Here is a 24,613-nt window from a genome sequence, read left to right as displayed (position 1 = left end):
AGATCTGAGGTGTTTTTGAGGTTACGGGCCAGTTAAGTACGGCTGAGTAACATCACGTTCACACGGAGGCGCGGGCCGAAGCATCAGGGCAGGCCTGAACCAGCCGGGGCAGGTCACAGCAGGTCAGGGGCCGGTGGCCGGGTCAGGGCCGCCGGGTCGAGGGCCGCCGGGGGCGGCTCAGGGCGCCAGGATGTCCAGCTCGCGCAGCGCGCCGACGGCGATCTGCCGGGTCAGCTCCTCGGCCCGGGCGGCATCCCGCTCGCGGACGGCCTCGGCGACCTGGACGTGCAGGGTGACGGCGGCCGGGTCGGGGTCGTCGAACATCACCTGGTGGTGGGTGCGGCCGGTGAGCACCTCGGCGACGACGTCGCCGAGGCGGGCGAACATCTCGTTGCCCGAGGCGTTCAGGACGACGCGGTGGAACGCGATGTCGTGGACGAGGTACGCCTCCAGGCGGCGGCCGCGGGACGTGGCCACCATGCCGAGGGCCTCCTCGGTGAGGGCGCGGCACTGCTCGGGCGTGGCGTTGAGGGCGGCGAGGCCCGCGGCGACCGGCTCGACGGCCGAGCGCAGGACGGTGAGGGAGCGGAGCTGGCGGGGGCGGTCGGCGCCGGCCAGCCGCCAGCGGATGACCTGCGGGTCGTACACGTTCCACTGCTCGGTGGGGCGGACGGTCACGCCGACGCGGCGGCGGGACTCGACGAGGTGCATCGACTCCAGGACGCGCACGACCTCGCGGACGACCGTACGGGAGACCTCGAAGCGCTGGGCCAGCTCGTCCGTGCGCAGGACGCTGCCGGGCGGGCAGGCGCCCGCGGTGATCTCCAGACCCAGGGCGTCCAGCACATGCGTATGAAGCCCCCGGCCCTGCGTCGTCATGGGCCAAGCGTACGGGGCGGTGAAGGTCACGAACAAAAAGTATGACTTTTAGATCACGAACCCTTGAATACGTCGTACGTCATGGGTTTCAGTTGCCCCCGACGGAATCGATGTCGAAGAGGACAGCGAGGCACCACCCATGCAGAACCCCCTGGTCGTCGTCGTGATGGGCGTCGCGGGGACCGGCAAGACCACGGTCGGCCCGCTCGTCGCCGACCGGCTCGGCGTCCCGTACGCGGAGGGCGACGACTTCCACCCGGCCGCCAACATCGCCAAGATGTCGGCCGGCGTCCCGCTGGACGACGAGGACCGGTGGCCCTGGCTCGACGCGATCGGCCGGTGGGCCCGCGGACGGGCGGGGCGCGGCGGGGTGGTGAGCAGCTCGGCGCTGAAGCGGTCCTACCGGGACCGGCTGCGGGCGGCCGCGCCCGGCGTCGTGTTCCTGCACCTGACCGGGGACCGGGCGCTGATCGAGGAGCGGATGGCGGCCCGGCGGGGCCACTTCATGCCGACGGCGCTGCTGGACTCGCAGTTCGCCACGCTCCAGCCGCTCGCCGCCGACGAGGCGGGGGTGGCGGTCGACGTCTCCGGCAGCCCGGAGGACATCGCCGGACGGGCCGTCGCCGCGCTGTGCGGGCTCGCCTCCGACCCGACCTGACCCCCGGCTCTCTCCCCCGGCCCCGCCGACTCCCCCCACTCCCCCGGACACCCCCTACTCCCCGACCTCCCGAGGAATCACCGTGACCAGACTCAGCGTCGAGATGCTGGCAGCGGACGCCGCCGAACCGATCACTTCGGCGGGCGACGCGCAGCTGGGCATCGCCGTCCTGGCGGGCATCGCCGCCATCGTCCTGCTCATCACCAAGTTCCGGCTCCACGCGTTCCTGGCGCTGACCATCGGGTCACTGGGCCTCGGCGCGCTCGCGGGGGCTCCGCTCGACAAGACGATCGAGTCGTTCACCAAGGGCCTCGGCTCGACCGTCGCCGGGGTGGGCGTGCTCGTCGCGCTCGGCGCGATCCTGGGCAAGCTGCTGGCCGACTCGGGCGGCGCCGACCGGATCGTCGACACGATCCTGGCGCGGGCGAGAGGGCGTTCCATGCCGTGGGCGATGGTGCTGATCGCCTCCGTCATCGGTCTGCCGCTCTTCTTCGAGGTCGGCATCGTGCTGCTGATCCCCGTCGTGCTGATGGTGGCCAAGCGCGGCTCCTACTCGCTGATGCGGATCGGTGTGCCGGCGCTGGCCGGGCTTTCGGTGATGCACGGGCTGATCCCGCCGCACCCCGGGCCGCTCGTCGCGATCGACGCGCTCGGCGCCGACCTCGGCGTGACGCTGGCGCTGGGCCTGGTCGTGGCCATACCGACGGTGATCGTCGCCGGGCCGCTGTTCTCCCGGTACGCCGCGCGCTGGGTGGACATCCCGGCCCCCGACGGGATGGTGCCGCAGCGGACGGCCGAGGAGACCGGGAAGCTTCCCGGCTTCGCCGCCACCGTCGCGACCGTGCTGCTGCCGGTGGTCCTGATGATGGCCAAGGCGCTCGTGGACATCGTCGTGGACGACCCGGAGAACGGCGTCCAGCGGGTCACGGACGTGATCGGCTCGCCGCTCGTCGCGCTGCTCGCCGCCGTGCTGGTCGGGCTGTTCACGCTGGGGCGTGCGGCGGGCTTCACCAAGGAGCGGATCTCCACGACCGTCGAGAAGTCGCTCGCGCCGATCGCGGGCGTGCTGCTGATCGTCGGTGCGGGCGGCGGGTTCAAGACCACGCTGATCGACATCGGTGTGGGCCGGATGATCCTGGACTTCTCCAAGGACTGGGCGATCCCCGCGCTGCTGCTGGGCTGGCTGATCGCGGTGGCGATCCGGCTGGCCACGGGCTCCGCGACGGTCGCCACCATCTCCGCGGCCGGGCTGGTCGCGCCGCTGGCCGCCGACATGTCGACCACGCACGCCGCGCTGCTGGTGCTGGCGATCGGGGCGGGCTCGCTCTTCTTCAGCCATGTCAACGACGCCGGGTTCTGGCTGGTGAAGGAGTACTTCGGGATGAGCGTCGGGCAGACGGTCAAGACCTGGTCGGTGATGGAGACGATCATCTCGGTCGTCGCCATCGTGTGCGTGCTGCTGCTGTCGCTGGTGTTGTAGCCGACGCGCCGGTCCTGCCTCTCGCGGCCGCCGGGCGCCCCGTAATCGCGGGGCGCCCGGCGGCCGTCCGTGCGAGACTCCCGCGCATGACGGATCCCTCGGAACCGAGCTTCTACGAACTGGGCTTCCCCGGACCGCTGCGCGACCGGCTGGTGGCCGCCGTGCTGACGGGCGCGAAGGTGACGACCACCGGACTCGTCGCCGCGTACGAGGCGGAGGGCGAGCCGCTGCCCGCGCCGGGCGACCGGGCGGCGCTGATCGACTCGGCGGGGCGTCCGGTCGCCGTGGTCGAGGTGACCGAGGTGCGGGTGCTGCCGCTCGACGAGGTGGACCTGCGGCACGCCCTCGACGAGGGCGAGGGCCACCGGTCGGTCGCCGAGTGGCGGGCGGCGCACGAGCGGTTCTGGCACAGCGAGGAGATGCGCGAGGTGCTGGGCGACCCGGACTTCACGGTCGACGGGACGACGAGCGTCGTGGCCGAACGCTTCCGGGTCGTGGAGGTGCTGGACCCGCTCCTCGAACGCCGGAGGGGCTGAGGTCAGGCCACCGCCTTCGCCGCCGCGCGGCCCGCCGTGCGGCCCGAGAAGAGGCAGCCGCCGAGGAAGGTGCCCTCCAGGGCGCGGTAGCCGTGGACGCCGCCGCCGCCGAAGCCGGCCGCCTCGCCCGCCGCGTACACCCCGGGCAGCGGGTCGCCGCCGGCGGTCAGGACGCGGGACGACAGGTCGGTCTCCAGGCCGCCGAGCGACTTGCGGGTGAGGATGTTGAGGCGTACGGCGATGAGCGGGCCGGCCGCCGGGTCGAGGATGCGGTGCGGGGCGGCGGTGCGGATCAGCCGGTCGCCGAGATACGCGCGGGCGCCGCGGATGGCGGTGACCTGGAGGTCCTTGGTGAACGGGTTGGCGATCGCGCGGTCGCGGGCCACGATCTCGCGGCGCAGGGCGGCCTCGTCGATCAGGGGCTCCTTCGTGAGCGCGTTCATGCCGCGCACCAGCGCGGACAGGTCCCGCTCGACGACGAAGTCGACGCCCTTGTCCATGAAGGCCTTCACCGGTGCCGGCACGTCCGCGCGGGCCCGGATCAGGACGTCCCGCACCGACTTGCCGGTGAGGTCCGGGTTCTGCTCGCTGCCCGAGAGGGCGAACTCCTTGCCGATGATCTTCTGGTCGAGGATGAACCAGGTGTGGTCGTACCCCGACTTCATGATGTGCTCCAGCGTGCCGAGCGTGTCGAAGCCCGGGAAGAGCGGGACCGGCAGGCGGCGGCCGCGGGCGTCCACCCAGAGGGACGACGGGCCCGGCAGGATGCGGATGCCGTGGCGGCCCCATATCGGGTCCCAGTTCTCGACGCCCTCGGTGTAGTGCCACATGCGGTCGCGGTTGATGTGGTGGGCGCCGGCCGCCTCCGTGATGCCGAGCATCAGGCCGTCGACATGGGCGGGCACGCCGGACAGCATGCGCTCCGGCGGGGTGCCCAGGCGCTCGGGCCACTGCGCGCGGACCAGGTCGTGGTTGCCGCCGATGCCGCCCGAGGTCACGATCACCGCCTGGGCGCGGTACGCGAACGCGCCGGTCACCACGCGGCTGCTGGCCGTGCCGCGCTCCGCGTCGGACGGCTCCAGGATCTCCCCGCTGACGGTGTCCACGACGCCGCCGGTGCGGCCCAGTCCGGTCACGCGGTGGCGGAACCTCAGCTGGACCAGGCCCCGGGCCACGCCCGCGCGCACGCGGCGCTCGAACGGGGCCACGATGCCCGGCCCCGTGCCCCACGTGATGTGGAAGCGCGGCACCGCGTTGCCGTGCCCCAGGGCGTCGTAGCCGCCGCGCTCGGCCCAGCCGACGACCGGGAAGAACCGCACGCCCTGGCGGTGCAGCCAGGCCCGCTTCTCGCCGGCCGCGAAGTCCACGTACGCCTCGGCCCACTTGCGGGGCCAGTGGTCCTCGGGCCGGTCGAAGCCGGCCGTGCCGAGCCAGTCCTGGAGGGCCAGGTCGTGGCTGTCGCGGATCCGCAGGCGGCGCTGCTCCGGCGAGTCGACGAGGAAGAGGCCGCCGAAGGACCAGTGGGCCTGGCCTCCCAGGGACTGCTCCGGCTCCTGGTCGAGGAGAATGACACTCCGTCCGGCGTCGACGAGTTCGGCGGTGGCCGCCAGTCCGGCCAGGCCGGCCCCGATCACGATCACATCGGCGTCGTACGCCATGGAGGGTTCCCTTCGTCCGGGAGCGCGGAATGGTCCGATCTTCAGTACGCAGCAGTAACTCGTCAACCTCTCGGAGAGCTTGAGCACGCTCGGGAAGGACGCAGGATGAGCGCATCACCCGCCGAGGAGATCCTCGACGTCGTCGACGCACACGACCGAGTCGTCGGACAGCTGCCGCGCGGCGAGGTGTACGCGCGCGGGCTGCGGCACCGGTGCGTGTTCGTCCTGGCGCGCGACGCGGACGACCGGATCTTCGTGCACCGCCGCACGGCGGCGAAGCTGGTCTTCCCCTCGCTGTACGACATGTTCGTGGGCGGCGTCGTCGGCGCCGGCGAGTCGTACGAGGCGGCGGCGCTGCGGGAGGCGGAGGAGGAGCTGGGCGTCACGGGGCTGCCGCGCCCGGTGCCCCGGCTGAAGTTCCTGTACGAGGACGGGCCGGGCGGGCGCGGGTCGTGGTGGTCGTGGGTGTACGAGGTGCGGTGCGCCCTGCCGGTGTCGCCGCAGGCGGAGGAGGTCGCCTGGCACGCGTTCCTGCCGGAGCGGGAGCTGGAGGCGCGGCTGCGGGAGTGGCCGTGGGTGCCGGACGGGCTGGCGGCGTGGGAGCGGTTGCGGGGGTGAGGTCGCCGGGGCGGTGCCCCTGCGACTCCAGGTACTTCTGTCAGAGGCTGCCCATGAGCGCCTCGGCCAGGGACCGTTCCTGGGCCGGGGTGATGCCCTTGGCCAGGGGGATCGTGCGGGGGCTGCCGTCGTCCGCGCAGACCGGCACCGGGCTGCCCTCGCGCACCTCCCAGCGGGGCAGCGAAGAGAAGCCGTCGTCCAGGATCCGGCCGGCCAGGTCCACGGCGTGGTCCTCGGGTATGCCGCACTCCGCCAGCGCCGCCGCCACGACCCGGGCCGCCTCGGGGGGCGTGTCCGCGTCGCCGAGCATCGGCAGCAGGACCAGGAGCCGCTCGGCCGGGTCGGTCAGCCCGTCGGCTCCCTCGGGGACGGCGGCGGCGATCGCCGTCAGCTCCCGCCAGGACAGGCCCGGCCCCCTGTCGTGCCCGTCCATCTGGCCGAGGTGCCCGAGCCTGCCCCACTCCGGGTGGTGGACGAACCAGTCGACGCCGCTGTCCTCGGGGAAGTTGCGGTACGCCGCCACCGCGGTGTGGCCGCCGCCGAACGGAACGCGGATCAGCGGCCACGCCTCCTCGTCCGTCAGCCGCTCGTACAGCGCGTCGATGTCGGCCGGGTCCGCGTCGTACCGCTCCAGGAGGTCGTCGGGGTCCTCCTGCCACAGACACAGGTGCAGGTACCAGAACGCCGGTCCGGTGACCAGCTCCTCCCCCGCGACCAGGGTGAACTCTTCCTCGTACTCGGGGATCAGCAGGGTGCGCGGCATGCCGACACCCTAGAGCGCACGTCCGGCAGGGCGCGGTTAGGGTGCTCGTGTGAGCGAGTTCGGGCGGAGTCTGCGCGGGCTGCGGCTGTGGTTCGCGCCCCAGCGCATCCGGGAGGAGGGCGAGACGCCCGACTACCGGTTCTCGCTCGCCAACGAGCGTACGTTCCTCGCCTGGTTGCGCACCGGTCTGGCGCTGGTGGGCGGCGGGTTCGCCGTGGACCAGTTCCTGCCCGACCTGCGGGCGGGCGTCCGGGTCGGGGTCGCGCTGGCGCTGCTCGCCGCCGGGGCGCTGTGCGCGCTGCGGGCGGTGAACCACTGGGTGCGCTGCGAGCGGGCGATGCGGCGGGGCGAGGACCTGCCGGTGAGCCGCTTCCCCGCACTGCTCGGACTGGCGGTGGGGCTCGTGGCCGTCGCGATGGTGCTGGCCGTGGTGTTCGGGTGGACCGGGTGACGCCCGTGGCGGGCGACGAGGCACGGGACCCGGGGCTCCAGCCGGAGCGGACGCGGCTGGCCTGGCGGCGGACGACGCTGGCGTGCACCGTGGCGGCCGTGCTGGCCGCGCGGCAGGGCCTGCACGAGGGGCTGTCGGGCGCGGGGCTGCCGGCCGCGGGGCTGTCGCTGCTGGTGTGGCTGGCGTTCCTCGGGGTGGCCCATCGGCGCATCCGGGAGCTGGGCCCGGCACGGCCACGGCCCCTGGGCCTCGGGGCGGCGGCCGCCGCGGCGGCCTGCACGGTGGCGCTGGCGGCGTTCGGGGTGGGTGTGGTGCTCTGACCGTGGGCACCGCGGCCCGGCCGGCAGGGGGCTCAGGTCGTCCAGTCCACGGTGACCACGACCTTGCCCTGGAGGCCGCCCTCCATGTTGGCGCGCTGGGCGTCCGCCGCCTGTTCCAGGGGGAACGTCTTCGCGACCCGTACCGTCAGCACGCCCTTCTCCGCCAGGTCGGCGAGCGTCGCCAGGTCGGCCGCGTCGGGGCGGACGAAGACGTACTGGCCGCCCAGGCCGACCACCTCGCCGTCCGCGACGGACGCCAGGCGCCCCTCCGGGGCCAGCAGGTTCGCCGAGTCCTTGAGGGCCGGACCGCCGATGGTGTCGAACGCCGCGTCCACCCCGTGCCGGGCCAGCGCCCTGACGTGGCGGGTGAACCCGTCCCCGTACGCGACGGGCTCGGCGCCCAGCTCGCGTGCGCGGTCCACGCCGTCCTCCCGTACGGCGCCGATCACGCGGGCTCCCAGGTGGCGGGCGAGCTGGACGGCCATGGCGCCCACGCCGCCGGCCGCGGCGTGCACCAGCACCGTCTCGCCCTCCCGCACCCGCAGCGCCCGGGTGAGCACCTGGTAGGCGGTCAGCCCGGCGAGCGGCAGGGCGGCCGCCTCCTCGAAGGTCAGGTTGCGGGGCTTGCGGGCGATCGTGCGCACGGGCGCCGCGACGTACTCGGCGAAGGTGCCGTGGCACAGGACGTCCTCGCGTACGTACCCCATCACCTCGTCACCGACCGTGAACTCGGGGACCGACACCCCGGGCTGGACGACCACCCCGGAGACGTCCCAGCCGGGCACGACCGGGAAGACGGTGTCCAGCACGGTGTCCATGTAGCCGGCCTGGCACTTCCAGTCGACCGGGTTCACGGCGGCGGCGCGCACCTTCACCAGGACCTTGTCGGGCCCCACCTTGGGGTCGGGGCGCTCGCCGAACTCCAGCACCTCGGGGCCGCCGTAGCGGCGGTAGCTGATCGCCTTCATGGTCCGACCCTCGGGGCGCTCCCCGGGCCGCGCAAGCCCACGCAAGCCAAGCTGATCAAACGGACAAAAGGGACTAGTCTGGATGTGTTACCGGTCCTCCAGACAGAGGTCTCCCATGACAGTCCTCCACCAGGAACACCCGGCACACACCCACGTGCACGGCCCGGCCTGCGGCCACCAGTCCGTGGTCCACGGCGACCACGTCGACTACGCGCACGACGGCCACCTGCACCGCGAGCACTCCGGACACTGGGACGAGTGCGAGCCGGGCGAGCACATCGCGCACAGCGGCCACGCCCATGAGCACGGCGACAGCTGCGGGCACCCCGCCGTCGCCCACGGCGACCACCTCGACTACGTGCACGACGGGCACCGCCACGCGGCCCACGACGGCCACTGGGACGATCACTGACCCACCCCGCCTTCCCCCGGGCCGGGACGGACTGGCACGCTCTGCTTCATCAGTTCGGCCGCGACTCGGGGGAATGCCGGTGCCCGCTACGGATCCGTACACCGTCCAGCTCACTTCAGGTGTGCACGCCTACGTCCAGCCCGACGGGGGCTGGTGCCTCAACAACGCGGGCTTCGTCAGCGACGGGACCGACACGGTCCTGATCGACACGACCGCCACCGAGCGGCGGGCGCTGCTCCTGCGCGAGGAACTGCGGGCGCACGGCGCACCGCTCCCGCGCACGGTGGTCAACACCCACCACCACGGCGACCACACCTACGGCAACGCCGTCTTCCTGCCCGAGGCCACGGTCGTCGGCCACGAGGCGTGCCGCAGCGAGCTGCTGGCCGCGGGCCGGCAGCTGCACCTGATCTGGCCGCAGACCGACTTCGGCGACATCCGGGTCACGGCGCCGACCGTCACGTACAGCGACCGGATGACGCTCCACGCGGGCGGCACCGAGGTGCGGCTCATCCACCCCGGCGTGGCGCACACGGCGGGCGACACCATCGTGCACCTGCCCGAGCAGGGCATCGTCTTCACGGGCGACCTGATCTTCCACGGCGGTACGCCGTTCCTCGCCACGGGCTCGCTCAGCGGGTCGCTGCGGGCGCTGGACCTGCTGCGTTCGCTGGACGCCGGGACCGTCGTACCGGGGCACGGCCCGCTGGCCGACCCGTCGGTGTACGACGCGACCGAGCGCTACCTGCGGTTCGTCGCCGAGCTGGCGGCGGAGGGCCACGCGAAGGGCCTGCCGCCGCTGGAGGTGGCCCGGCAGGCGGACCTCGGCGAGTTCGGGGCGCTGCGGGAGAGCGAGCGGCTGGTCGCGAACGTGCACCGGGCGTACGCGGAGCTGGACGGGCTGCCGGAGGGCTCGCCGCTCGACGTGGCCGCCGTGTTCGGGGACATGGCGGCGATGAACGGCGGCGTGCCGGTGGCCTGCCACGCCTGAGGCGTGCGAGGAGGTACGGGACCGGGCGCACGCGTCGGCCGTACGCCGCTCACCAGCGCGGTACGGCCGGCGTGACCCACCGCGGGTCCGCCCGCCGCATCGCCGCCGCGTCGTCGCGTTCGCGCATCGATCCGTCGTCGTCCAGCCAGCGGCGGTGGAGGACGGCGAGCCGTTCGCGGTCGAGTGCGACGCCGAGGCCGGGCGCGTCGGACACGGCGAGCCGGCCGGCGCGGAAGACGTGGCGGCGGGTGAGGACGTCCTCGGTCTGCCACGGGTAGTGCGTGTCGCAGGCGTGGTCGAGATCGGGGACCGTCGCGGCGACGTGCGTCATCGCGGCGAGGCTGATGCCCAGATGGGTGTTGGAGTGCATGGACAGCCCGATCCCGAACGTCCGGCAGACGGCGGCGAGTTCCCGCGTCCGGTGCAGGCCGCCCCAGTAGTGGTGGTCGGACAGCACGATCCGGACCGCGCCCCGGGCGAAGGCGTCGGGGATCTCGGGGAACGTCGTCACGCACATGTTGGTGGCGAGCGGGACGCGGGTGCGGGCGGCGACCTCGGCCATGCGGTCGGTGCCGCTCGCCGGGTCCTCCAGGTACTCCAGGAGCCCGTCGAGCTGTTCCGCCACGTACACCGAGGTCTCCACGGACCAGGCGCCGTTGGGGTCCAGGCGCAGCGGGTGGCCGGGGAAGGCGTCGGCGAGCGCGCGGATCGCGGCGATCTCCCGGTCGGGTTCGAAGACGCCGCCCTTCAGCTTGAAGGAGCGGAAACCGTACGCGGTGGTGAAGCGCCGGGCCTGCGCGACGATGCCGGCCGGGTCGAGGGCGGCGCCCCAGTCGTCCTTCCCGCCGCCCGCGGGGTGCGCGGCCCAGCGGTGGAAGAGGTAGGCGCTGTAGTCGACGGTGTCGCGGACCTTGCCGCCGAGCAGGGCGTGCACGGGGAGGCCCAGCGTCCTGCCGAGGGCGTCGAGGCAGGCGACCTCGAAGGCGGAGACGACGGAGAGGCGGAGCTTGGCGGCGGTCCGGACACCACGCAGTCCGCCCGCGTCGACGCCTTCGTCGCGGCCTTCGCCGACCGTCGCAGGCCCGGCCCCGAGCTGGTCCGCGAGGCGGAAGAGGCCGTTCACGTCTGTGACCGCGTGGCCGGGCAGGGCCTCGGCGAGCGGGCGGGCCAGGCCGAGGTAGGCGCTGTCCCCGTAGGTCTCGCCGACACCGGTGACACCGCCTCGGGTGGCGATCTCGACGATGAGGCGCGGGGTGTACGGCTGGTGGACGCCCTGGGTGTTGAGCAGGGGCGGATCGGCGATGAGGACGGGGGTGAGGCGGACACGGTCGATCAGCAGCTCACTGGTCATGATGGTGAACCCTATTCATGAATGCGGTCCACGGACAGAGTCGTGCAGGCGGTTTCCGCGACCCGCCCTGGACGACATACCGACTGGTCGGTCATGATGCCTCCACCATGCGGCCCCGGCCCCACGCCCCTGGAGGTGCGAACGATGAGCTCAGCCCCGCCACCACCCGGTCTCGACCCCGAGAGGCTGCGCGCCCTGCTGGACCGCGAGCGTCCCGGGCTGGTGCGCGGCACGCTCGACGCCCGGCTGGTCGAGGGCGGCCGGTCCAACCTGACGTACGTGGTGACCGACGGCGCCGGCCGCTGGGTGGTCCGCCGCCCGCCGCTCGGCCACGTGCTGGCCACCGCGCACGACATGAAGCGCGAGTACCGCGTGATCAGCGCCCTGCACCCGACGGCCGTGCCGGTGCCCCGGCCGGTCCTGCTGTGCGAGGACGAGTCGGTGCTGGGCGCGCCGTTCTACGTCATGGAGTTCGTGCCGGGCACGCCGTACCGGACGGCCGAGCAGCTGGCCCCGCTGGGCCCGGAGCGCACCCGGGGCGCGGTGCTGGGCCTCGTGGACACGCTGGTGGACCTGCACGCGGTGGACCCCGCGGCCGTGGGCCTGGACGACTTCGGGCGGCCCGAGGGCTTCCTGGACCGGCAGGTGCGGCGGTGGGGCAAGCAGCTGGCGGCCTCGAGGGGCCGGGAGCTGCCGGGCATCGACGCACTGCACTCGGCGCTCGGCCGGAGGCTGCCGGACTCCCCCGCGCCCACGGTCGTCCACGGCGACTACCGCCTCGACAACGCCCTCATCGGCGCCGACGACCGGATCACCGCCGTCCTGGACTGGGAGATGTCCACGCTGGGCGACCCGCTCACCGACCTCGGCCTGCTCGTGATGTACAGCACCGAGCTGTGCGTACCCGACTCCCCGGTGAGCACGACCGCGGCGGCCGCCGGGCATCCGTCGCCCGCCGAACTGATCGAGCGGTACGCGGCCCGCTCCGGCCGCGACGTGTCCTCGCTCGCCTGGTACACGGCGTTCGCCTGGTTCAAGCTCGCCGTGATCCTGGAGGGCATCCACTACCGCTACACCCTCGGGCAGACCGTCGGCGCGGGCTTCGACCGGATCGGCGAGCTGGTCCCCGTCTTCATCGAGCACGGCCTCACCACCCTCCAGGAAGGCTGACCCATGGACTTCGCTTTCGACGCGCGCACCGAGGAGCTGCGCGCCCGGCTGCTCGCCTTCATGGACGCGCACGTGTACCCGGCCGAACGGGTCGCCGAGGAGCAGCGGGCGGAGCTCGCCTCGCCGTGGGACGTACCGCCGGTCGTGGAGGAGCTCAAGGCCGAGGCACGCAGGCAGGGCCTGTGGAACCTGTTCCTGCCGGACGAGGAGTACGGGGCCGGGCTGACCAACCTCCAGTACGCGCCGCTCGCGGAGATCACCGGCCGCTCGCCCCAGTTGGCGCCGACCGCCCTCAACTGCTCGGCGCCGGACACCGGCAACATGGAGGTGCTGGCCGCGTTCGGCTCGGACGAGCAGCGCAAGCAGTGGCTGGAGCCGCTGCTCGCCGGGGAGATCCGCTCCGCGTTCGCGATGACCGAGCCGGAGGTCGCCTCGTCCGACGCGACGAACATCGAGACCCGGATCGACCGGGACGGCGACACGTACGTCGTCAACGGCCGCAAGTGGTACATCTCCGGGGCGCTGCACCCGGACTGCCGGGTCTTCATCGTGATGGGCAAGACCGACCCCGACGGGCCGGACATCCGCCGTCAGCAGTCGATGGTGCTGGTCCCCCGGGACACGCCGGGCGTGGAGATCCGCCGCCCGATGCGGGTGTACGGGTACGAGGACCACTACCACGGCGGTCACGCGGAGGTGGTGTTCCACGACGTCCGCGTCCCGGTGGCGAACCTGATCGGCGAGGAGGGCGGCGGCTTCGCCATCGCGCAGGCCCGCCTCGGGCCCGGGCGCATCCACCACTGCATGCGGCTGATCGGCATGGCCGAGCGGGCCGTCGAGCTGATGTGCCGCCGGGCCGTGTCCCGTACGGCGTTCGGCAAGCCGCTGGCCGCGCAGGGTCAGGTGCAGGCGTGGATCGCGGACGCCCGGGTGGCGATCGAGCAGCTGCGGCTGCTGGTCCTGAAGACGGCGTGGCTCATGGACACCGTCGGCAACAAGGGCGCCCACACCGAGATCCAGGCCATCAAGATCGCGACGCCGCGCACGGTGGTGGACATCGTCGACCGGGCGGTCCAGCTGCACGGCGCGGCCGGCGTGAGCCAGGACTTCCCGCTCGCCGAACTGTGGGCCGCGGCCCGCACCCTGCGCCTGGCGGACGGCCCGGACGAGGTCCACCAGCGCTCGCTGGCGCGCCGGGAGATCAGGGCGTACGCGCGGGGCTAGACGGTGTCGGAGGGGCCTTTTCCTAGGCCAGCCGCAGGCACAGGAGCCCGGTCGTCGTCCGGACGCACAGCAGGTCGTCGTCGATCCAGTCGGCGTCCTCCACCTGGAAGCCGAGGGCGAGCTGGTGGAGGACGTCGCCCGTGTCCGCGCGGAACAGGGTCAGGGCCCAGTCCGACGTGATCGTGAGGACCGTGGGGAGGCCGTGGCGCGTCTGGAGGCGCAGGACGACGGGACGTGCGGTGTCGGGACGGCGGACGGTCTCCTCGTCGCTGTCCCGGCTGCCCTTCAGGTGATGGACTGTCAGTCGGCCGGAACGGCCCACGAGTCCCACGACGGGGCCGTCCGGCCAGACACCTATGTCGTACAGCACGTCGGTGTTGTCGAGCCGCAGTGACCATCTGTAGTCCTTCCCCACCACGGACTTCACCTCGAGCCGGTCCTCCGGTGGCACGATGGGATACCCGTCCCCGTCGTCGATGCCGTCCACGTGCCCGATGTACGAGACCAGGAGGCATCCGGGGCCTCCGACCACTCTGAAGCGCCGGGTCTCCAGCAGCATCGATCGTGCCCCGACCCGTTCACCGGTCAGCCGTCGGGCTTCCAGCCGGGGGAGCAGACCCGTCCCGACGACGACGTACGGAACGTCGTCGCACCGTCCCGTCGCCAGGGGGTAGCACTTCCGGAGGAGCCCGGGGTAGGTCTCCTCCGTGCCACCGGTCCAGTGCACGGCGTCGCCCCGACCGGCGGCTCGGCGCAGCACGGGGGCTCCTCTCCCGGCCGTGACGCGATGGCTGCGCCGGGGGTCGTCGAAGGAGTCGACGACCCTGCCTGTCACTCCGTCGAGCAGGTACAGGGCCCTCCCGATCCGGGTGACGACCACGGGGCCTTCCTCACCTGCGCCCGCCTTGAAGAACTGCGCCTCGTCCGGGGGACGGTCCGTCACCCCGACGTCCTGGGCGTACGCGATCCGCCAGGCCTTGGCGGAGAAGGGGAACCGGCTGAGGGACAGGACCTCCACGCCCGCGTCGTCGGCCCACAGGGGCAGCAGGGACCAGACCGGGGCATCCGTCCTGCCGCGTCCGGCCGGCCCGCCCTCGCTGTCGCGCACGGTCACGGCGCCCTCGTCCGCGGAGAGGCACAGGGGTGTGTCACCGCCCTGAGGCGCGGGGACGAAGCAGACCGCGGCGGCGGCCTCGGCGGTGTGCTCGCCCAGCCCCGTCCACTCGACCAGTCGCAGAGCCCCGAGACGGTGGTCACGGGTGCCGGTGCTCCTCTTCGGAGCGGGACAGGCCACGCAGACGGTCTCCTGGCACACCGACAGGCCGGCCACGAGTCGGCCGCGCAGCCTGACGGTGCCCTGGAAGTGCGCGCTCCAGTCGTCCCGCGGCCGGAACTCCCAGGCCGTCAACCGCGCACGGCCGCGCAGCGGAAGGTCCCGTTCGCGTTCGACGACGACCGCCACGGCCAGCCGGTCGCCCACCATGCCCGCCGCCAGCCGTACCGCCGAGCGCCGCCAGAGCGAGAGCGGCCATGGTGCGGGGCCCCGGCTCAGCCAGCCCGTCGCGGAGGCCAGCACGTGTTCGTCCTCGACGCGGACGACACGAACGTTCCCCGCGCGGTCGAGCAGGACCGCGACGCACTCCCCGTCGACGGACACGAGTTCCGCGTCCGCCCAGTCCCGCAGCGACACGCAGCCGACCAGGTCCCGGGTCTCCAGGTCGTACACCCACAGCTGGCCGAGGTCTCCGTCCTGCGTGCGCAGCCCGACCCAGGGAGCGCGCCCCTCCCAGCAGCCGTGTGCGCTGTGGACGGTCCCGAAGCCCACGGGCAGTTCGGTGAGGAGTTCGCCGTCCTCACCGTCCCAGATCCGCGCGGCACCGGAGTCGTCGGCCGTCACGAGTGCCCGGCGGCCGTGCACCCGCGCGACGGCCGTGACCGGCAACCGGCCTTCGAAGGAGCCGATCGTCCGGTACGGGAGGGGGCTGACCCGGGCCCACTCCGCGTCCCACGGCAACGAGGGCCACACGCGGCGGACGGCTTCCGCCAGCTGGGTCGCGTCGGACTGGAGCGCCGCGAGCCGCAGGTACGCGGCCGACTCGGCGCGGTCGCCACGGGTGCGGAGCGTCGCGGCGCAGCGGCCGAGGGCGCGGCCGGCGGCGCGGGCCGGTTCCGTGTCGGCGCCGTTCAGGGCCCGTTGGAGGGCGCCGTGGTCGGCGCTCAGGAGGTACGCGGGGTCGACGGCGAGTTCGTCGAGGAGGTCGGTGCCGGCGGCGTGCGTGGCCAGGTGGCGCAGCACGTAGGGCGGTGCGGCGTCCCAGTCGCGGCGGCCGGCGTGGCCCGGCGGCTGGGGGACCAGGTGCAGCAGGGCTCGGGCGGCGCGGGCCCGGCTCTCCGCGCCGAGACCGGCCACCAGGGCCTCGGCGTAGGACTCGTGGTAGAGGCGGTAGACGGACTGCCGTGACGACGGATCCAGTTCCTCGACGATGTGCTCGCGTGCGACGTCCAGGATCCAGCGGAGGTCCTGCCAGCCGAACGCGCTCTCCCCGGGGGTCGTCCCGGAACCGTCGACGGCCGAGGCGAGGGCGCGCCACACGTGGTCGGGCGGCAGGCCGGCTCCCTCGGCCAGGGCGAGGGCGGTGAGCAGGGCGCGGCCGCGGGCGGCGTGTTCGCCGAGCTGACGGTCCAGGGTCCTGAGGAAGGTCCGGCCGGGCGTCTCGCCGGGCTGCGGCACCAGTTCGCGCCAGTGGTCCTGCCCGATGTCGATCGGCTCCTTGCGGTGGCCGAGTTCACGGGCGGCGAGGCGCGCGTTCAGGAAGCTGCCGTTCACCCGACCGGCGATCTCGTCGGCCACTGCGGCAGCCGTCTCGCCGTCGTACGGGCCGGTGCTGCCCGGTCCGTCGGGTGCCACGAGCAGGCGGCGCGCGTAGGCGGCGATGTCCCCGCGGGTCCTCGCCCGTGCCCCGTCGAGGTTCAGCACGCGGAGGTGCGGCTCCAGGTGGCGCAGCACGTGCGGGCGCGCGCCGACGAGGAGGCGGACGCACGGGATCCGGGTCAGCGGTGCGAGGAGCGTACGGGCGATCAGTTCGGCCTGGGAGTCGCCGCCGTCGGCCGGTCCGGCCTCGTCCAGGGCGTCGATCAGGATGTGCAGCGGTTCCTTGCGGCGGGCGATGGCCGCGAGAAGGGCTTGCGGCGTCTCGACGGTCACACCTGCCGCGTCGGCGATGCCCCGGACGATGTCGGGGAGGAAGCGGTGACGCGCGTGGATCCACGTATGGATGACGGGCTGTCCGGACAGTGCCGGGGTACGCCGGCTGTGGAGGACCAGCCGGCCGAGGAGGGCCGATTTGCCGACGCCCGGGCCGCCGGTCACCACGATGCCCCGGCTCCGGCCCTCCGCGCGACGGGGGTCGGCGTCCTTGTCGTCGGTCCGGCGCAGCCAGGCGGTGAGTTCGGCGATCTCCTCCGTACGGCCGACGAAGTAGGAGCCCCGGCCGCGGTCGGATGCGTCGACGAAACCGTGTGCGCGCGGCGCGAAGTGGGCCTCCAGATCGGCCTTCCGGCGCTGGCCTTCGGGGCTCAGCCAGGCCTCCTGCTCCGCCAGGTCCAGGTCTCCGGCCAGCGCCTCCGGCCGGTAGCCGGAGTTCTTGAAGAAGTAGCGGGACCCGCCGGACTCCAGCGAGCACCAGGCACGCTGGGGGATGCCCTTGTCCTGGAAGACCTCGTTCACCTTGTCCACGACCTGCTCGACGGTCAGGTGTTCCTGGCACCGGGACACGGAGTACTGGTCCAGCGCCGCCTCCAGCGCGTCGGCGAACGCCATCGGCCGGGCCTCCTCGGCGGCGCCGGCGACGGCGATCACCACGAGGTCGACGATGTCCGTACCGTTCCTGGGGTCGGCGCCGCCGAAGCTGCGGGCCATCGAGCGGGCCACCGTGCGGGCGTCGAAGCCACCCTGTCCCGCGTAGCAGGCGTCGATGATCAGCATCACGCTCCGGGCGCGCGAGTGGAGCAGTGCCCGGGTGATCTCTGCGGTCGGCCGTGCGGCGCGCAGTGGTTCGAGCAGGTTGGTGTCCCGGCACAGCAGGTAGTGCCGGTCGTCGCCCTCGCCGTCCCTGCTCGCGTCGTGGCCGTGGCCCGTGTAGTAGAAGACGACGACGTCGTCGCCGTGGTCGTCGCCGTAGGCCCAGTCGGTGAGCCAGGTTTCCAGCTCGCGGGAGGTGGGGTCGTCCAGCCGCGCCTCCCGTACGAAGCCCAGGCGTTCGAAGACGGCGGTGACCTTGTCGAGTTCGCGCGGTACGCCGGCCAGCTCGGGGTAGTGGTGGTAGAAGCGGGTGCCCGCGACGATGAGGCGGCGGCGCGGTCCGTCCTCCGGCTCGGACCCGGCGGGAGGGGTCATGTCCCCAGTCCGGCGGCGATGGCCTTCGCCGTGCTGCGGTCCTCCAGGTGCCGTTCGAGGGCGTGCACCTTCCAGCCGTTGTCGATGATGTCGTCGTCGACCTTGCGCGTGCCGTCCCCGAAGAGGGTGTCCAGGTTCTTGTGGAGGGCGACGAAGTCGTGCCGGTCGCAGAGGTTGGCCCAGTGGACGACCGAGCCGGGCCAGGCGCCGCGGCGGCCCTCCGGCCTGGGCACCAACTGCCGGAAGAACGTGGGCATGCCGAGCGGCGACCCGAGGGTGACCAGCGTGCGCACGGGCCATTCCGGGTGCGCGGCGAGGGCCTCGTACGCGATGACGGAGCCCAGCGAGTGCCCCACGAGGACGCGTGTGTCGTCGTCGATCACCGCTGCCAGCTCCTGCTGGACGCACCGGTGGACCGCCCGCTCGCGCAGGTAGGACCGCGCCTGCCGGAGGTCGCCCCGCAGGAAGACCATCCCGCCGCGCGCCATGAAGGGGGCCCGGTTGAGGGCGTACGTGACGAGCTGCACGAGGCGGGGAACGGGGGCCTTCGTCACCTCCCCGTCGCCCGGGGGCCGGACCCTGTGGGGATCCAGCCGGGCCGCCTCCGCCCATAACTCGCGGAGGACCTCGGCCTCCCAGGGGTCGAGGTCGTCGTCCCGGAGCGGCGTCGCGGGGCCGCTCTTGACGGGGGTGGCGTCCCTCGGGAGGAACCAGTGGCCGTAGTGGGGCGCGGCGATGTCCTCCGGGGACAGCCCGGTGACCCCGATCGACTCCAGACCCGTGAGCACGGCGCGCGACACGGACTCGTGCACGCTCCCCGGCGACAGATATTGCTTGCCGACCCCGTGCAGGACCACGATCGCCGCCACGTCCTCCACCCCTTCTCCGACAGCCCCGGACCGTGTGTCCTTTCTACCCCCGCTGCTCCGCCTTCGGGGACGGATCTCAGGATCGGGGGCGGGCCGGCCCGACGGGTTACGGGCGCAGGGCGCGCAGCAGGAGGTCGGCGAGGTGGTCGGCGACCTGCTGGGGGCTGAGGGGACCGTCGGGGCGGTACCAGGTGGACAGGTGGTGGACGGAGCCGAAGTGGTAGTCGACGACCAGGTCTGCGGGGGTCGCCGAGGAGAACACGCCGCTGCGCTGGCCCTCTTCGATCAGGGCGCGGAAGCGCTCGTGGTAGCGGCGCCGCTCGGCGCGTACCTGCTTGTTCTTCTCCGGGCTCAGGTGGTGCATGGAGCGGAAGAAGATGGACGCGTCGTCGAGGTTCTCGATGGTGGTGACGACCACGTCGGCGGCGGCGTCGCGCAGCCGCCGCTCGACCGGGGCGTCGGCGTCCGCGAAGGCGTCGAGCCGCTCCTGCTGCATGCGCAGCACCCGCGAGTAGACCTCCTGGAGGAGGTCCTCCTTGGAGCCGAAGTAGTGGTAGAGGGCGCCCTTGGTGACGCCGGCCGCCTCGACGATCTCCTGGACGGAGGTGCGGTCGTAGCCCCGCTCGGCGAAGAGCCGGGTGGCGGCGGCCAGCAGCCTCTGGGGGACGGGGGTGCCGTCCCCGTCCGTCGTCCTGGCCATGCGCCGCCACCTCTTCCGTCTCGTCGGCTGGTCCGCCGGGTGCCGTTCGCCGCTCCTGGTGATTCCGGAGTCTCCGGTGCTCGACACCCGCGGCAGGATCTTGCCACTTGTCTTCCCGGGGTTCACTTCCCGGTGGCCTCCCAGTGCCGCTGGATGCCGTTCATACGGCCCAGCCAGCGCTCCGGGTCGGTCGCGCGGGCCTGGTAGAAACCGGCCACCTCGGGGTGCGGGAGGATCAGGAAGCGGTCCTCCTCGATACCGGCGATCAGGGCGTCGGCCACGTCCTCGGGCTCGATCGCCGTGGGGGCCAGCACCAGCTCGCCGGCCGTGCCGGCCGCGGTGAGCATGTCCGTACGGACGCCCTGCGGGCAGATGGCGTGGACCTTGAGGCCGCGGTGCCGGTAGGTGAGCGAGAGCCACTCGGCGAAGGCGTACGCACCGTGCTTGGAGACGCTGTAGGGAGCCGCGCCCACCATGGTGAGCAGGCCCGCGGCGGAGACCGTGGAGACGAACCGGCCCCGTCCGCGCTCCAGCCAGTCCGGGAGCAGGGCACGGGCCGCCCTGACGTGCGCCATCACGTTGACGTCCCAGGCCGCGGCCCAGACCTCCTCGTCCGCGAAGGCGTCGCCCGGCGAGGCGAGTCCCGCGTTGGCGCAGTAGACGTCGACGGTGCCGCCCAGCGCCTCGCGCGCCTCCTCCACGATCGCCGAGGCGTCGCCCGGGACCGCGGTGGCGCCGATCTCGTCGGCGACCGCCTTGGTGCGGGCCGGGTCGAGGTCGTTGACGACGACCCTGGCGCCCTCGGCGGCGAACCTGCGGGCGAGTGCCGCGCCGATGCCGCCGCCCGCGCCGGTGACGACCACGCCTGCGCCCTGGAGCGTGCTCATGGAGGACCCCTCTCGTCGATGATCCGTGTGCCTGGCCGACCGGCAGACTAACCGGTCGGTATGTTCCGCTGGAAGAGGGTGCGGGTTAGCCTGCTGGGTCACGTCGGAGAGTGTCGGAACGATCACGGAGAACGATCACGGAGGTTGGTCCATGAGCGTGTCCAGACGGAGTCTGTTGGCGGCCGGCGGGGCGATCGGTGCGGCGGGGGCGGCCGGGCTCGTGGCGGCCCCCGCGACGGCGGGCAGCGGCGAGGCGGCCGGCGGCGGCGGGCGGCGGGTGCGTACCGGCTTCGACCGGCTGGCCGCCGACGGGTACGCGGCGCTCGCCGGGCAGCGGGTCGGGATGGTCAGCAACCCCACCGGCGTCACGGCCGACGTGCGGCACATCGTCGACGTCATGCACGCCGACGACCGGGTGGACCTCGTGGCCGTGTTCGGGCCCGAGCACGGCTTCCGCGGCACGGCGCAGGCCGGCGGCTCGGAGGGCCGCTACGACGACCCGGCGACGGGGCTGCCCGTCTACGACACGTACCAGAAGAGCGGGCAGGCGCTGGCGGACATCTTCACCGCGTCGGGCGTCGACACCGTCGTGTTCGACATCCAGGACGTGGGCGCGCGCTTCTACACGTACATCTGGACCCTGTACGACTGCATGGTGGCCGCCGTGTCGGCGGGTAAACGTTTCGTCGTACTGGACCGGCCCAACCCGGTCACGGGGCGGGCGGCACTCGGGCCGGTGCTGGACAAGGCGTACGCCACGTTCGTGGGGCGCGAGCCCATCGCGCAGGCCCACGGCATGACCGTGGCGGAGCTGGCGCGGCTGTTCAACGCCGAGTTCCTGGCGAAGCCGGTGGAGCTGGCCACCGTGCGGATGTCCGGGTGGCGGCGCCGGGACTTCTTCGACGCGACGGGGCTGCCGTGGGTGCCGCCGAGCCCCAACATGCCCACGCCCGAGACGGCGCTCGTGTACGCCGGGACCTGCCTGTTCGAGGGCACGAACCTGTCCGAGGGGCGCGGCACGACCCGGCCCTTCGAGCTGCTGGGCGCGGAAGGCGTCGACCGGCGGTGGGCCGAGGCGGCCAATGCGCTGGAGCTGCCGGGTGTGCGGTTCCGGGAGGCGTACTTCACGCCCACGTTCTCCAAGTTCCAGGGCAGGACGGTGGGCGGGGTGCAGCTGCACGTCCACGACCGCGAGGCGTTCGATCCGGTACGCACCGGGGTCGCGCTGCTGGTGACCGCGCGGCGCGCGTGGCCCGGCTTCGCGTGGCGTCCGGACCGCTGGATCGACAAGCTGACGGGGTCGTCGACGGTGCGGACGATGATCGACGCGGGAGCGGGCGTGGACGAGATCACCGCCGCGTGGCAGCGCGGCCTGACCGCGTTCCGCGCACTGCGGGCGGAGCACCTGCTGTACAAGTGACGCACCGCCGCGCCGCCGTCGCCCGTCGCGGGCAACGGCGGCATCGGCCCGGGTTCCGCGGGTCAGCGGTGGGTCGGGAACTCGACGACCTGTTGGTACGTCGGGCGGTTCTGCCAGTGGCTCGTCGGGTGCGTGATGCCGCCCAGCGGGCGGTGCACCAGGGCGTCCGCGCACCACTGGTCGCCCGCCGCGCAGGTGCCGTCGGCCGGGTACACCTCCGTCGCCGGCTTCGCCGCCGCCTGCGCGAGGGTCGCCAGCAGCGCCGCCCTGCACGCCTTGGGGTCGCCGTCGCCGCAGTACGTGCGGGCCAGCGGGTCGGTCACCGGGCGGGCCAGGACCTGGCGGAGGTCCTTGTCGGTGAAGCCCCACCAGCCGTACTGGAAGGCGGAGCCGCCGTGGGCGCCGGTGGGGCCGTGGTGGGCGGCCGGGGACTCGTCGACGGGGAGGCTCGCCCGCAGGGCGTCGTACAGCTCGGCACCGAGGCCCGGGCGGAACTCGGCCTCGACGAGCAGCGGCCACCAGGCGTCCATGAGCCGGACGGCGTCCGGGTGGGAGTAGCGGTGGGAGCCGGGGCTCGTCTCCTTGCGCGGGGAGCCGGCCGAGGACCAGGCCTCCAGCTGCTGGACCGCCGTGGTCAGTCGCGGGTCGGTGAGCGGTTCCGTGCGGAGGACCGCCAGCAGTTCGGGGAGGACCTGCTCGCCGCGCAGGTCCGTGACGCCCGCCTCCGCCATGGCCCGCGTGAGCGACGCGCGGGTCACGCCGCCCGCCCGGACGAGGCGCTCGACGCGGTGGTCCAGCAGGTCGCCGCGGTGGACGGAGCCGAAGCCGAAGGCGGCCGTGTTGTACCGCCTGGCCTGCCGGTTGTTCCAGGAGATGTAGTAGTCCTGGCCCGTGGAGCGCGGGTGGGCGGTGAACGGGGTGTAGGCCGCCGTGTTGGTGGCGGGGTCGAAGTCCTGCCATTCGTACGGCTCCGTGGCCGTCACGGGGAGCGCCGGGTCGACGCCGGGCGCCCTGACCGGGTTGCTGCCGCTGTTGTAGAAGGCCGCCTCGCGGGAGTCCGCGTAGAACCAGTTGAAGGCGTAGCCGATGTGGTGGACGGCCTGCTGGAAGCTCTGGGCGTCCTTGACGTACGACGGGTCGTTGAGCAGCTGGAAGCCGATGATGGAGTCGGCCTCGTGGCGGTAGGTGGAGCGGAGCGAGGTGTAGGCGACGGGCTTGCCGCCGATCGTGGCGCGGTGCGTGACGATGCCGTACTTGGTGCGCCACACCTGGAGCCGGTAGGAGCCCTCGGCGGTGGAGTCGGCGACGGACGGCTTCCAGGCGTTGCGCTTCTCCAGCTTCTCCATCGGGACGCACGCGCCGCGGTGGAGGTAGTGGGTGTCGTCCCGGCACAGCTCGACCGCGTACGTGTCGGTGATGTCCTGGGCGGCGGAGGTGGCGGACCAGGCGTAGTCCTGGCCGCGGCCCATCTGGACGTACATGCCGACGCCGGCGAAGGAGACGCCGCGGGCGGAGATGCCGGGGCCCTGGAGTTCCTGCATCATCAGCAGCTGCGGGGCGAAGTAGCCGGTCTGCGGGCCGAACACGGCGATGGGGTGCCCGCTCGCGGTGTGGGCGCCGGACACCAGCAGGGCGTTGGACATGCCCTTCTTCGGGTCCAGGCTGCCGGGGTCGAGGACACCGTCGTCGTACATGCCCTGGGCCGGCTTCAGGAAGGGGGGCACGCGGAGGGGCGACTTGGCTCCGGTGCCGGCCGATCCCGTGCGGTCGTACACGAGCTGCTCGGGGCGGACGGAGCCCGGATCGGGGAGGGCGGTGCCGCGCGGGTTCGCGGGCTTCTCGGCGTACGGGAAGGCGGTGCCGTCGTGGACGGTGAGGACGGCCTCGGCGTCGTCGCGCTGGCGGAACGACTCCCATACGCGGGTGCCCTCGACGACGCCGTACCGGCGCTGGGCGGCGAGCAGGGAGAGCGCGGCCTGGACCTCGCCGCCGCCCCCGCCGCCGAACTGGCCGCCGACGACCGAGGCGATGGCGATGAGGTCGGTGAGCTTGAACGGGCGGATCCCGCCCGCGTTGGTGATCGCGTCGACGTGGCCGGTGAGGACGTACTCCCCGGGGAAGTAACGGCCGTCCTTGGCCTTGGTGATGTAGGTGTTGATGCCGTCGACATAGGCCTGGGCGTCGGCCATGGCCTGTTCGCCGCGGGCGCCGTGGGTGGCGCGGATGTAGGCGATCTGGGCCTCGTAGTCGGCCTCGGTGTACGGGGCCTGCGGCCAGAACTGCTGCTCCAGGCCCTGGTTGGCGAGGGCGCCGCCCGCGAAGGGGGTCAGTTCGCCGCGCCCGATGTGCCGGAAGAGGTCCATCATCCACAGCCGGTCCTGGGCCGCGGCGTATCCGGCGCCGAATTCGGTGCCGTACCGGGTGGTGCCCTTGATGTGCGGGACGCCCGTCTTCTTGTCGCGGGTGATGGTGACGTCCTCGCGGGGCCGGGTCACGGACTCGACCTGGTCGGCGGGGACGCCGAAGGACGCGTCGTTGAAGAAGTCGGCGAGCTTCGTGTCCGTGAGGCCGTCGGCGCCGTGTACGAGCGCTTCGTAGCGGCCGAGTTGGTCGGAGCTGTGCGCGGGGCGCGTGCCGAGGACCCGGTGGGCGAGGATCTCGGCGAGCGTGGCGTTGCCGTTCTGGCCGGGCGGCAGGATGTCGGCGCACCGGCCGCCCCGGCAGTGGTCGGGGACGGGTTCCTCGGCCGCCGCCTGCTGCGGCGGGGGCAGCAGGAGGCCCGCGACCAGGGCGAGTACGGCGGTGGCGGTGGCGGATCCGAGGCGGGCGGTGGTGCGCCGGCCGAAGTGTCGTCGCATGGGG

At 73.2% G+C, this 24,613-nt stretch carries 21 protein-coding genes; 11 read left to right on the top strand and 10 right to left on the bottom strand.

What is annotated here, in order from left to right; genetic code table 11:
- Nucleotides 1-177: 177 nt before the first annotated feature.
- Nucleotides 178-879: a FadR/GntR family transcriptional regulator gene (locus ABEB09_RS27025; protein WP_345692518.1), complete on the bottom strand. Its 702-nt coding sequence runs from the start codon at nucleotides 877-879 to the stop codon at nucleotides 178-180.
- Nucleotides 880-1,018: 139 nt separating this feature from the next.
- Here ABEB09_RS27025 and ABEB09_RS27020 point away from each other — a divergent pair, with 139 nt between their 5' ends.
- From ABEB09_RS27020 to ABEB09_RS27010, 3 genes are all read left to right on the top strand, one after another.
- Complete coding sequence (locus ABEB09_RS27020) at nucleotides 1,019-1,537, top strand: gluconokinase (protein WP_345692517.1); 519 nt, start codon at nucleotides 1,019-1,021, stop codon at nucleotides 1,535-1,537.
- Between the two features lie 82 nt (nucleotides 1,538-1,619).
- Entirely contained in the window at nucleotides 1,620-3,017 is a 1,398-nt protein-coding gene (locus ABEB09_RS27015) for a GntP family permease (protein WP_345692516.1), read from the top strand.
- Nucleotides 3,018-3,103: 86 nt separating this feature from the next.
- On the top strand, nucleotides 3,104-3,553 hold the full coding sequence (locus tag ABEB09_RS27010; protein ID WP_345692515.1) for an ASCH domain-containing protein: 450 nt from the start codon (nucleotides 3,104-3,106) through the stop codon (nucleotides 3,551-3,553).
- Between the two features lie 2 nt (nucleotides 3,554-3,555).
- Here the strand turns inward: ABEB09_RS27010 and ABEB09_RS27005 are convergent, their stop codons facing one another.
- Complete coding sequence (locus ABEB09_RS27005; protein ID WP_345692514.1) at nucleotides 3,556-5,211, bottom strand: FAD-binding dehydrogenase; 1,656 nt, start codon at nucleotides 5,209-5,211, stop codon at nucleotides 3,556-3,558.
- A gap of 105 nt (nucleotides 5,212-5,316) precedes the next feature.
- Here ABEB09_RS27005 and ABEB09_RS27000 point away from each other — a divergent pair, with 105 nt between their 5' ends.
- Nucleotides 5,317-5,829 (top strand): NUDIX domain-containing protein, encoded by a 513-nt coding sequence (locus ABEB09_RS27000; RefSeq protein WP_345692513.1) that lies wholly within the window; start codon nucleotides 5,317-5,319, stop codon nucleotides 5,827-5,829.
- Between the two features lie 40 nt (nucleotides 5,830-5,869).
- Here ABEB09_RS27000 and ABEB09_RS26995 read toward each other — a convergent pair whose 3' ends face one another.
- Nucleotides 5,870-6,592, bottom strand: a complete 723-nt coding sequence (locus ABEB09_RS26995; protein ID WP_345692512.1) for a hypothetical protein — start codon at nucleotides 6,590-6,592, stop codon at nucleotides 5,870-5,872.
- Between the two features lie 49 nt (nucleotides 6,593-6,641).
- On the opposite strand from ABEB09_RS26995, the gene ABEB09_RS26990 reads away from it, so the two are divergent.
- Nucleotides 6,642-7,043, top strand: coding sequence for a YidH family protein (locus ABEB09_RS26990; RefSeq protein WP_345692511.1), 402 nt, complete (start codon nucleotides 6,642-6,644; stop codon nucleotides 7,041-7,043).
- Nucleotides 7,031-7,363, top strand: coding sequence for a DUF202 domain-containing protein (locus ABEB09_RS26985; RefSeq protein ID WP_345692510.1), 333 nt, complete (start codon nucleotides 7,031-7,033; stop codon nucleotides 7,361-7,363). Before ABEB09_RS26990 ends, ABEB09_RS26985 begins: the two co-directional genes overlap by 13 nt.
- Nucleotides 7,364-7,395: 32 nt before the next feature.
- On the opposite strand, the gene ABEB09_RS26980 is transcribed toward ABEB09_RS26985, so the two are convergent.
- Nucleotides 7,396-8,331, bottom strand: a complete 936-nt coding sequence (locus ABEB09_RS26980; protein WP_345692509.1) for an NADP-dependent oxidoreductase — start codon at nucleotides 8,329-8,331, stop codon at nucleotides 7,396-7,398.
- 115 nt (nucleotides 8,332-8,446) lie between these two features.
- On the opposite strand from ABEB09_RS26980, the gene ABEB09_RS26975 reads away from it, so the two are divergent.
- Nucleotides 8,447-8,743 carry a hypothetical protein gene (locus ABEB09_RS26975; RefSeq protein ID WP_345692508.1) on the top strand — a complete coding sequence of 99 codons (297 nt, stop codon included), beginning with the start codon at nucleotides 8,447-8,449 and terminating at the stop codon, nucleotides 8,741-8,743.
- Between the two features lie 79 nt (nucleotides 8,744-8,822).
- Complete coding sequence (locus tag ABEB09_RS26970) at nucleotides 8,823-9,734, top strand: MBL fold metallo-hydrolase (RefSeq protein ID WP_345692507.1); 912 nt, start codon at nucleotides 8,823-8,825, stop codon at nucleotides 9,732-9,734.
- A 49-nt stretch (nucleotides 9,735-9,783) separates the two neighbouring features.
- Here the strand turns inward: ABEB09_RS26970 and ABEB09_RS26965 are convergent, their stop codons facing one another.
- On the bottom strand, nucleotides 9,784-11,085 hold the full coding sequence (locus tag ABEB09_RS26965) for an enolase C-terminal domain-like protein (protein WP_345692506.1): 1,302 nt from the start codon (nucleotides 11,083-11,085) through the stop codon (nucleotides 9,784-9,786).
- Between the two features lie 144 nt (nucleotides 11,086-11,229).
- Between ABEB09_RS26965 and ABEB09_RS26960 the strand changes: the two genes are divergently transcribed.
- A complete protein-coding gene (locus ABEB09_RS26960) occupies nucleotides 11,230-12,255 on the top strand; it encodes a phosphotransferase family protein (protein ID WP_345692505.1) in 1,026 nt (341 codons plus the stop codon).
- A 3-nt stretch (nucleotides 12,256-12,258) separates the two neighbouring features.
- Entirely contained in the window at nucleotides 12,259-13,479 is a 1,221-nt protein-coding gene (locus tag ABEB09_RS26955; protein WP_345692504.1) for an acyl-CoA dehydrogenase family protein, read from the top strand.
- A gap of 22 nt (nucleotides 13,480-13,501) precedes the next feature.
- Here the strand turns inward: ABEB09_RS26955 and ABEB09_RS26950 are convergent, their stop codons facing one another.
- The 4 genes from ABEB09_RS26950 to ABEB09_RS26935 form a co-directional block, all read right to left on the bottom strand.
- Complete coding sequence (locus ABEB09_RS26950) at nucleotides 13,502-17,875, bottom strand: caspase family protein (protein ID WP_345692503.1); 4,374 nt, start codon at nucleotides 17,873-17,875, stop codon at nucleotides 13,502-13,504.
- Nucleotides 17,872-18,744 carry an alpha/beta fold hydrolase gene (locus ABEB09_RS26945; RefSeq protein ID WP_345692502.1) on the bottom strand — a complete coding sequence of 291 codons (873 nt, stop codon included), beginning with the start codon at nucleotides 18,742-18,744 and terminating at the stop codon, nucleotides 17,872-17,874. The genes ABEB09_RS26950 and ABEB09_RS26945 overlap by 4 nt, the downstream gene beginning before the upstream one ends.
- 106 nt (nucleotides 18,745-18,850) lie before the next feature.
- Complete coding sequence (locus ABEB09_RS26940; RefSeq protein ID WP_345692501.1) at nucleotides 18,851-19,444, bottom strand: TetR/AcrR family transcriptional regulator; 594 nt, start codon at nucleotides 19,442-19,444, stop codon at nucleotides 18,851-18,853.
- A gap of 122 nt (nucleotides 19,445-19,566) precedes the next feature.
- Nucleotides 19,567-20,331 carry an SDR family oxidoreductase gene (locus ABEB09_RS26935; RefSeq protein WP_345692500.1) on the bottom strand — a complete coding sequence of 255 codons (765 nt, stop codon included), beginning with the start codon at nucleotides 20,329-20,331 and terminating at the stop codon, nucleotides 19,567-19,569.
- Nucleotides 20,332-20,482: 151 nt separating this feature from the next.
- Here ABEB09_RS26935 and ABEB09_RS26930 point away from each other — a divergent pair, with 151 nt between their 5' ends.
- The gene (locus ABEB09_RS26930; protein ID WP_345692499.1) at nucleotides 20,483-21,751 is read left to right on the top strand and encodes an exo-beta-N-acetylmuramidase NamZ family protein; all 1,269 of its coding nucleotides are present in this window, start codon (nucleotides 20,483-20,485) and stop codon (nucleotides 21,749-21,751) included.
- Between the two features lie 62 nt (nucleotides 21,752-21,813).
- Here the strand turns inward: ABEB09_RS26930 and ABEB09_RS26925 are convergent, their stop codons facing one another.
- Nucleotides 21,814-24,609, bottom strand: a complete 2,796-nt coding sequence (locus ABEB09_RS26925) for a penicillin acylase family protein (RefSeq protein WP_345692498.1) — start codon at nucleotides 24,607-24,609, stop codon at nucleotides 21,814-21,816.
- Nucleotides 24,610-24,613: the final 4 nt, after the last annotated feature.

Origin of the sequence: Streptomyces coeruleoprunus (assembly GCF_039542925.1) — a bacterium.
In the GTDB taxonomy this organism is placed as follows: Bacteria; Actinomycetota; Actinomycetes; order Streptomycetales; family Streptomycetaceae; genus Streptomyces; species Streptomyces coeruleoprunus.
The sequence above is the reverse complement of the archived record's forward strand: the minus strand, read 5'-3'. Positions and strand labels throughout refer to the sequence as shown.

Coding starts and splice junctions, on each gene's coding strand:
- ABEB09_RS26995 (WP_345692512.1), bottom strand. CDS start 6,592: ATGCCGCGCACCCTGCTGATCCCCGAGTACGAGGAAGAGTTCACCCTG.
- ABEB09_RS26950 (WP_345692503.1), bottom strand. CDS start 17,875: ATGACCCCTCCCGCCGGGTCCGAGCCGGAGGACGGACCGCGCCGCCGC.
- ABEB09_RS26940 (WP_345692501.1), bottom strand. CDS start 19,444: ATGGCCAGGACGACGGACGGGGACGGCACCCCCGTCCCCCAGAGGCTG.
- ABEB09_RS27020 (WP_345692517.1), top strand. CDS start 1,019: ATGCAGAACCCCCTGGTCGTCGTCGTGATGGGCGTCGCGGGGACCGGC.
- ABEB09_RS27025 (WP_345692518.1), bottom strand. CDS start 879: ATGACGACGCAGGGCCGGGGGCTTCATACGCATGTGCTGGACGCCCTG.
- ABEB09_RS26935 (WP_345692500.1), bottom strand. CDS start 20,331: ATGAGCACGCTCCAGGGCGCAGGCGTGGTCGTCACCGGCGCGGGCGGC.
- ABEB09_RS26975 (WP_345692508.1), top strand. CDS start 8,447: ATGACAGTCCTCCACCAGGAACACCCGGCACACACCCACGTGCACGGC.
- ABEB09_RS26960 (WP_345692505.1), top strand. CDS start 11,230: ATGAGCTCAGCCCCGCCACCACCCGGTCTCGACCCCGAGAGGCTGCGC.
- ABEB09_RS26980 (WP_345692509.1), bottom strand. CDS start 8,331: ATGAAGGCGATCAGCTACCGCCGCTACGGCGGCCCCGAGGTGCTGGAG.
- ABEB09_RS26925 (WP_345692498.1), bottom strand. CDS start 24,609: ATGCGACGACACTTCGGCCGGCGCACCACCGCCCGCCTCGGATCCGCC.
- ABEB09_RS27010 (WP_345692515.1), top strand. CDS start 3,104: ATGACGGATCCCTCGGAACCGAGCTTCTACGAACTGGGCTTCCCCGGA.
- ABEB09_RS27000 (WP_345692513.1), top strand. CDS start 5,317: ATGAGCGCATCACCCGCCGAGGAGATCCTCGACGTCGTCGACGCACAC.
- ABEB09_RS26930 (WP_345692499.1), top strand. CDS start 20,483: ATGAGCGTGTCCAGACGGAGTCTGTTGGCGGCCGGCGGGGCGATCGGT.
- ABEB09_RS26965 (WP_345692506.1), bottom strand. CDS start 11,085: ATGACCAGTGAGCTGCTGATCGACCGTGTCCGCCTCACCCCCGTCCTC.
- ABEB09_RS26955 (WP_345692504.1), top strand. CDS start 12,259: ATGGACTTCGCTTTCGACGCGCGCACCGAGGAGCTGCGCGCCCGGCTG.
- ABEB09_RS27005 (WP_345692514.1), bottom strand. CDS start 5,211: ATGGCGTACGACGCCGATGTGATCGTGATCGGGGCCGGCCTGGCCGGA.